The organism is Mesorhizobium sp. B2-4-12, assembly GCF_006441575.1.
Taxonomy (GTDB): domain Bacteria; phylum Pseudomonadota; class Alphaproteobacteria; order Rhizobiales; family Rhizobiaceae; genus Mesorhizobium.
In genome coordinates this window covers 141,249-148,617 of sequence record NZ_VFVC01000009.1, presented here as the reverse complement: position 1 = coordinate 148,617, position 7,369 = coordinate 141,249, and the positions used below count along the sequence as shown (strand labels likewise).

Here is a 7,369-nt window from a genome sequence, read left to right as displayed (position 1 = left end):
AACCTGATCCTGAACGCGGCCGAGGCAATGGGTTCGATGAAGGAAGGTGCACGCGAGTTGTCGATCAGTACCGAGCAGGACCGCACAGGCGCCCTCGTTGCGGTTCGCGATTCCGGGCCGGGCATCCAACCGGCTCAACTGGAGCGCGTTTTCGACGCGTTTTACACGACCAAGTCCCTTGGAACGGGGATGGGGCTGTCGATCTGCCGATCGATCGTAGTCGCCCATGGGGGCCGGCTTTGGGCAGAGGAAAACGAACCGCACGGCGCCGTGTTCAAGTTCACCGTCCCCGGCCACGAAGCGGGATCATAAGCTCATGCTTGTTCAGCCCGCGTGAGAGCCGCGCGAAGGCACTCAGGGCCATCATGGGGCTTGTCATCAGCAGCCGGTTTCCGATAGCGGGCGGCATCGCCGGTCGGTATAGTCAACCGAATTCATCCGTGGCGCCGGAGTTTGCAATATGGTGTCCGATCCACCCAGTGGCGCGTACGAGGGCATCGGCTCTCAGGCCGCATGGGAGGACGGCGAACGCGCCTTTCGCCGCGGCTGGCGGCCGGACGAGAGTGGAAAGCAGCGCCCCGTGCTGTTTGTACAGCCCGCGACGGACCATCAGTCACGCTCTGGCCTCGATCGTCTCATCCACGAATTCGAATTGAAGGATAAGCTCGATCGGGCGTGGGCCGTGCGGCCGTTAGAGCTCGTGCACGACGCCGGCCGGACCATCCTGGTGCTCGAGGATGTCGGCGGTGAGCCGCTGGCGCGGCTGCTCGGCGCGCCGATGGAAGTGGGACGCTTCTTGCAGCTGGCGACCGGTATTGCCGCAGCTCTCGGCAAGCTCCATCAGCGCGGGCTCATTCACAAGGACATCAAACCGGCCAATGTCTTGGTCAACGCTGCAACCGGTGAGGTATGGCTGACGGGGTTTGGTATCGCCTCACGTTTGGCCCGCGAGCGCCAGCCCCTCGACGCTCCCGAAACGATCGCCGGTACGTTCGCCTACATGGCGCCTGAGCAGACCGGACGGATGAACCGGTCAATCGATTCCCGCAGCGATTTGTACGCGCTCGGCATCTCCTTCTACCAAATGCTCGCCGGTGGTCTACCGTTTACGGCGGCCGAGCCCATGGAATGGGTGCACTGCCACCTCGCCAGGCAGCCGGTGGAACTCACGGGGCAGCGGAGCGATATCCCCGGCACCGTGTCGGCGGTCGTCATGAAGCTGCTCGCCAAAAGGGCCGAAGATCGCTATCAGACCGCCTCCGGTCTCGAAAGCGACCTTCGCAGATGCCAGGCCGAATGGGGGGCGCAGCACCGGATTGATGACTTTTCACTCGGCGCACGCGACACGCCGGACCAGTTACGGATTCCCGAGAAACTCTACGGTCGGCGAGAAGAAGTCGAAACCTTGCTCGCCTCCTTTGATCGCGTCGTCAAAGGAGGCGCCCCCGAGCTGGTCCTGGTATCGGGATATTCCGGTATCGGAAAGTCTTCGCTCGTTAACGAGTTGCAGCCGGCGCTCATACCGCCGCGGGGTCTTTTCGCTTCCGGCAAGTTCGATCAGCATAAGCGCGATATTCCTTACTCGACGCTGGTGCAGGCCTTTCAGGGTCTGATCAGACCGCTGCTCGGCAAGAGCGAAACGGACCTTGTGCCTTGGCGCGAAGCGTTACGCGAGACGCTGGGACCCAACGCACGACTGATTGTGGATCTCATTCCTGAAGTAAAGCTCATCATCGGCGAGCCGCCGCCGGTCCCGGAGGTTCCACCACAGGACGCGCAACGGCGTTTTCAACTGGTTTTACGGCGATTCCTGACTGTGTTCGCTCGGCAGGAACATCCGTTGGCACTCTTTCTCGATGACTTGCAATGGCTTGACGAGGCCACGCTCAGCCTGCTGCAAGAACTGTTGAGCCAGTCCGATCTGCGCCATCTCCTCCTCATCGGTGCCTTCCGGAACAATGAAGTGACCGCGGCGCATCCGCTCATGCGCAAGCTGGAGGCGATTCGAGCAACGGGAAGGGTGCAGGACATCAAGTTGGGCCCGCTCGCGCCCAACGATCTCAGAAGCCTTGTCGCGGACTCGTTCCATTGTGATGCCGCTGAGCAGGCTGGCCCGCTCGCGGAGCTGGTGCTCGCCAAGACCGAAGGCAATCCGTTTTTCGTGATTCAGTTTCTTCACCTGCTCGCCGACGAGCGTCTTCTTGCGTTCGATCATGGACAGGCTCGATGGTCCTTCGATCTTGGCGGCATCCACGCCAAACAGTACACGGACAATGTCGTGGGGCTTCTGGCCGGGAAGCTGACGCGGCTACCGCTCGACACGCAGGAAGCCTTGCGGCAGCTCGCTTGCCTCGGCAACATCGCCGATGCCACGATGCTCTCGATGGTTCTGGGAAGGCCCGAGGAAGAAGTACACGCAGCGCTCCGGGAGGCCCTGCGTCAACAATTGATCGAGCGCCTCGATCACTCCTACAAGTTCGTTCATGACCGCGTCCAAGAAGCCGCCTATGCGCTGATTCCGGAAAAGTCACGCGCCGAGGCGCATTTGACCATCGGCCGCCTGCTCGTGGCGCACACGCCACCGGAAAAGCGCGACGAGGCAATTTTCGAAATCGTCAACCAGCTCAATCGCGGCACTCCGTTAATCACGTCACTTACGGAACGCGAGCAGCTCGCAGAGCTGAATCTGGCCGCCGGCAAGCGCGCCAAAGCGTCGTCGGCCTATGGCTCCGCGCTGACGTATCTCACCGCCGGCGCAGCCCTGTTGCCGGTCGACGCGTGGGAGCGCCGACAGGAGCTGGCGTTTGAACTGGAGTTGCACCCGGCGGACTGCGAGGTCTGCACCGGCGCCTTGCAGGCCGCCGAAGAGCGCCTGAATTCGCTCGCAGCGCGTGTTGTCGGCACGGTCCAACGATGCGCCGTCGGACGCCGGCTTGTGGATCTGTACGCCATGCTTGGGGCGGGCGAGCAGGCCGTCGCCGTCGCCCTGGAGTGCTTGCAGGGTGTTGGTATCGATTGGTCGCCGCATCCCAGCGAAGAAGAAACGCGCCGCGAATATGAGCGCATCTGGTCACTGCTTGGAAATCGCGCGATCGAGGATGTCGTGAACCTGCCGCTGATGCAGGATCCCGAGGCTTTTGCGACGCTCGACATGCTGACGAAACTGAGTCTTCCAGCCGAGTACATTGACGAGAATTTGGTCGCGCTCAGCATCTGCAGAGCAACTAATCTAAGTCTGGAGCGTGGGAACAGCGACGCCGCACCGGTGAGCTACGCGGCAACGGGATTGATAGCCAGCGCCCACTTTGGCGACCAAGAAAAAGGTTATCGACTTGGGAAGATGGCCTGCGATCTGGTCGAGCGTCGCGGACTGAATCATTTTGGGGGGCGGGTCTACAACCGCTTTGCGGTGGTGGTTCCATGGACACGGCCGCTTGCGGAGGCGATCGATCCAGCGCGTCGTGCTTTTCAGATGGCGAAGCGGCACGGCGAACCCGCATTTGCTGCATTTTCGTGCCGCAGTCTCATTTCCATTCTCCTTGCTCTGGGTCATCCACTCGATCAAGTCGAGGATGAGGCCGAGCAGGGATTGGAGTTCGTGCTTCCGTTTGGATTCTTTCTCGACCGGATGTCCGCACCGCTCGCTCTCGTCCGGACGCTCCGCGGAAAGACCACGAAGTTCGGTTCACTCGATGACGGTTGGTTCAAGGAACGCGCGTTTGAGGAGCGGGCGACAGGTCAACCCGCCGGCGCTTTCCTGGAATGTCACTACTGGATCCGAAAACTCCAGGCTCGCTTCTTCGCCAGCGATTACCTGTCGGCGGTCGGTGCAGCGGAGAAGGTGGACACTTGGTACGCGACGTCCGCACCGCTATCGCTCCTTATGTTGGAGAAGACGGAATATCACTTCTACGCGGCACTCTCTCACGCGTCACTTTGCCAATCCGCAGACTCCGACCCGTCCGACAGGCACAGGGTGGCGCTCGCGACCCACGAGCGGGAGCTTCGGGGCTGGGCAGCGAACTCCCCGCAGAATTTCGAAGGCCGTGCAGCGCTGGTCGGCGCCGAGATTGCCCGGATCGAGGGGCGCCCGCTCGAGGCCATGGACCTGTACGAGTGCGCCATCGCGTCGGCACGGGCAAACGGCTTTATCAACGACGAAGCCATCGCCAACGAGTTGACTGCACGCTTTTATGCGGCGCGTGGCTACGCGACGATTGCGGCCACTTACTTGCGGGAAGCGCGCTCCTGTTATCTACGCTGGGGAGCCGATGGCAAAGTCAGGCAACTCGAGGCGCTTTATCCCTCATTGCGAGAGTTCGAACCGGCGCGTACCGCCGTTGCGACTATTGCAGCCTCGGTCGAGCAGCTGGACTTCGCGACCGTGGTCAAGGTGTCGCAAGCCGTCTCCAGTGAGATGGAGTTGGAGAAACTTATCGACGCGCTGATGCATCTCGCGATCGAGCACGCAGGTGCCGAAAGGGGCCTCTTGCTGCTATCGCACGGGGATGACTTGCGACACGTGGCGGTAGCAACGACCGGCCAGGACGGCATCATCGTTCGTCAGGGAGACGAACTGGCAGCGGCGTTTCCAGGATCCATCGTCCGCTACGTCATGCGATCGCGGGAAAACGTGATCGTCGACGACGCCTCGGCTCACCCGGCCTATTCCTCAGATCCTTACGTCCAAGAACAACACGCAAGGTCCATCCTATGCATGCCGCTTGTCAATGAAGCCAAAGTTGGTGGGGTTCTTTACCTTGAGAACGATCTAACGTCACACGCCTTTACGCCCGATCGCGTCACCGTGCTGAAGGTCCTTGCCTCGCAAGCGGCAATCTCGATCGAGAATTCCCGATTGTACCGCGCTCTCGCGGAACGCGAGGCGATCATCAGGCGCCGCGAGGAGGCCACTCGGGTTGCTCTGGAAACTGTCGCGGAGGGCGGCCCGCTAAAAGGAACGCTGGAATTGCTCTGTCACACGATGGAGCAGGAGTCAGTCGACAGTGTCATTGCATGCATCCATCCGGTAAACGAGGACGCGACGATGTTTCGCGACACCGCAGCGCCGAGTCTTGACGAGAATTATCGCAAGGCCATCGATGGATTGCCCGTGTCATCGATGATAGGGCCGTGCTGCTACGCAGTGGCCACGCGACAAGCCGTCGTCGTACCCAACCTGGCGGCCGATCCGAAGTGGGTTAAATTCCAGGATTACGCAAGGCCATTCGGCATTCGATCCTGCGAGTCCACGCCGATCTTTTCCAACGAGGGCAAGGTACTCGGAACGTTTGCGCTCTTCTACCTTGATGTTCGCGACTCGAGTCCACGCGACAAGCGGATAGTGGAATTGTTCACCAGTGCCGCGGCAGTTGCAATCGAGCGAAGTCGCGCGGAAGCGGCGTTGCGCGAGCTCAACGAAACGCTCGAACAACGCGTACAAGCCGAGACGCGGGAGCGGCTGCAAATATGGAACGTATCTCAGGACTTGCTGGCGATTGCTGCGGTGGATGGAACACTTTTTAGTATCAATCCGGCTTGGACTGCTACGCTAGGCTGGCCAGTAGAGGATTTGCTTGGCAAATCGTCCGAATGGCTCCTCCACCCGGCCGATCGAGAAAAAACCCGCGCTGCGCTTGGTCAGCTTGCCAAAGGCCACAAGCACTTCGAAAACCGCCTGCGTGGAAAGAGCGGCTCCTATCATTGGATGTCGTGGACAGTGACGGTGGATAGCGGACGAACTTATGGGGTGGCACGCGATATTACCGAGCAAAAGCGGGCGGAAGAGGCGCTGGCGGCAAGCGAGCGTAGTCTCAGGCTCATTATCGACACGATTCCGGCACTGGCCTGGTCGGCACGGCCGGACGGTTCGGCCGAGTTCTTCAATCAGCAATATCTCAACTACATTGGGTCCCCGGCGGAGCAGCTTCTGGATTGGGGTTGGACGGCCGCAGTTCATCCGGATGACCTGAATGGGCTGGCTGTCACATGGAAAACCCTGTTGGCCTCGGGAATGCCGGGAGAGGCCGAAGTGCGACTGCGCCGCCATGATGGGGAATATCGATGGTTTTTGTTCCGCACCATGCCCTTGCGCGACGACGATGGAAACATCGTCAAATGGTACGGCTTCAACACCGACATCGAGGATCGCACGCAAGCGCTGGCGCGATTGCAGCAGATGCAATCGGATTTCGCCCGCATGAACCGCGTGGGCATCATGGGAGAACTGGCGGCGTCGCTATCTCACGAAATCACGCAGCCGATCGCCAGTGCACGCAACAACGCCCGCGCGGCGCTCAATTTCATGGACAAGCAACCGCCGGATCTGAGCGAGGTCAGGGAGGCGCTGGGCGGCGTTGTGGGCGACACCGACCGGGCCGGAGACATTGTTGGTCGAATCCGCGATCAGGTAAGGAAAGCACCGCCGCGAAAGGACTATGTTGACCTCAATACCGCCATAAGCGAGGTAATCGCATTGGCGCGGAGCTCAATCGTCAGCAGCGGTGTCCAGGTTCGGACCCGCTTTGCGGATGGATTGCCCCCGGTTCATGCCGATCGCGTTCAAATTCAACAAGTCATGCTGAACCTGATCCTGAACGCGGCCGAGGCAATGGGTTCGATGAAGGAAGGTGCACGCGAGTTGTCGATCAGTACCGAGCAAGACCGCACAGGCGCCCTCGTTGCGGTTCGTGATTCCGGGCCGGGCATCCAACCGGCTCAACTGGAGCGCGTTTTCGACGCGTTTTACACGACCAAGTCCCTTGGAACGGGGATGGGGCTGTCGATCTGCCGATCGATCGTAGTCGCCCATGGGGGCCGGCTTTGGGCAGAGGAAAACGAACCGCACGGCGCCGTGTTCAAGTTCACCGTCCCCGGCCACGAAGCGGGATCATAAGCTCATGCTTGTTCAGCCCGCGTGAGAGCCGCGCGAAGGCACTCCGTCAGTTTCTGTTCATCAACCGGCTTGCGAAGGTAGCAGAGAACTCCATCATTCGCGGCACGGATCTGGTCAGCGTCATCGGGGTAGGCCGTTACGAGGATCGTTGGTATGGTGCTCTCTTGTTCGACGAGGTGCCGGAAGAGTTCAATCCCGGTCATCTCGGGCATGTTGATGTCGGCGATCAGGCACCCCGTTTCGGCGAGATAGGGAGATGCCAGCAACTCGGCCGGCGACGCAAAAGCTTCTGCGAAATAGCCAAGCGATTTGATGAGTCTTCGCATGGATTCGCGAAAGTACCGATCGTCGTCGACCACCGAAACCAATTGCTTTTTGGTCATGCTGCCTCCGACAGCGCGCTCGAGCCAGTCGTGCCGGCAGACAATGCCTAGCTCCTCACGTTCTAGTTTGATTTGTACGAGGAATGCCATT

3 protein-coding genes are annotated in these 7,369 nt (G+C 60.5%); 2 read left to right on the top strand and 1 reads right to left on the bottom strand.

All coding sequences use genetic code 11. The features are described 5' to 3' along the window. Together FJ934_RS08385 and FJ934_RS08380 are read left to right on the top strand one after the other, a co-directional pair. Positions 1–312, top strand: a 312-nt coding sequence (locus tag FJ934_RS08385; RefSeq protein WP_246671461.1) for an ATP-binding protein, incomplete at its 5' end; no start/stop codon positions are given. A 148-nt stretch (positions 313–460) separates the two neighbouring features. After that, on the top strand, positions 461–6,895 hold the full coding sequence (locus tag FJ934_RS08380; RefSeq protein WP_140608622.1) for an AAA family ATPase: 6,435 nt from the start codon (positions 461–463) through the stop codon (positions 6,893–6,895). A gap of 2 nt (positions 6,896–6,897) precedes the next feature. Here the strand turns inward: FJ934_RS08380 and FJ934_RS08375 are convergent, their stop codons facing one another. Then, positions 6,898–7,368 (bottom strand): response regulator, encoded by a 471-nt coding sequence (locus FJ934_RS08375; RefSeq protein ID WP_246671460.1) that lies wholly within the window; start codon positions 7,366–7,368, stop codon positions 6,898–6,900. Between the last annotated feature and the right edge of the window lies 1 nt (position 7,369).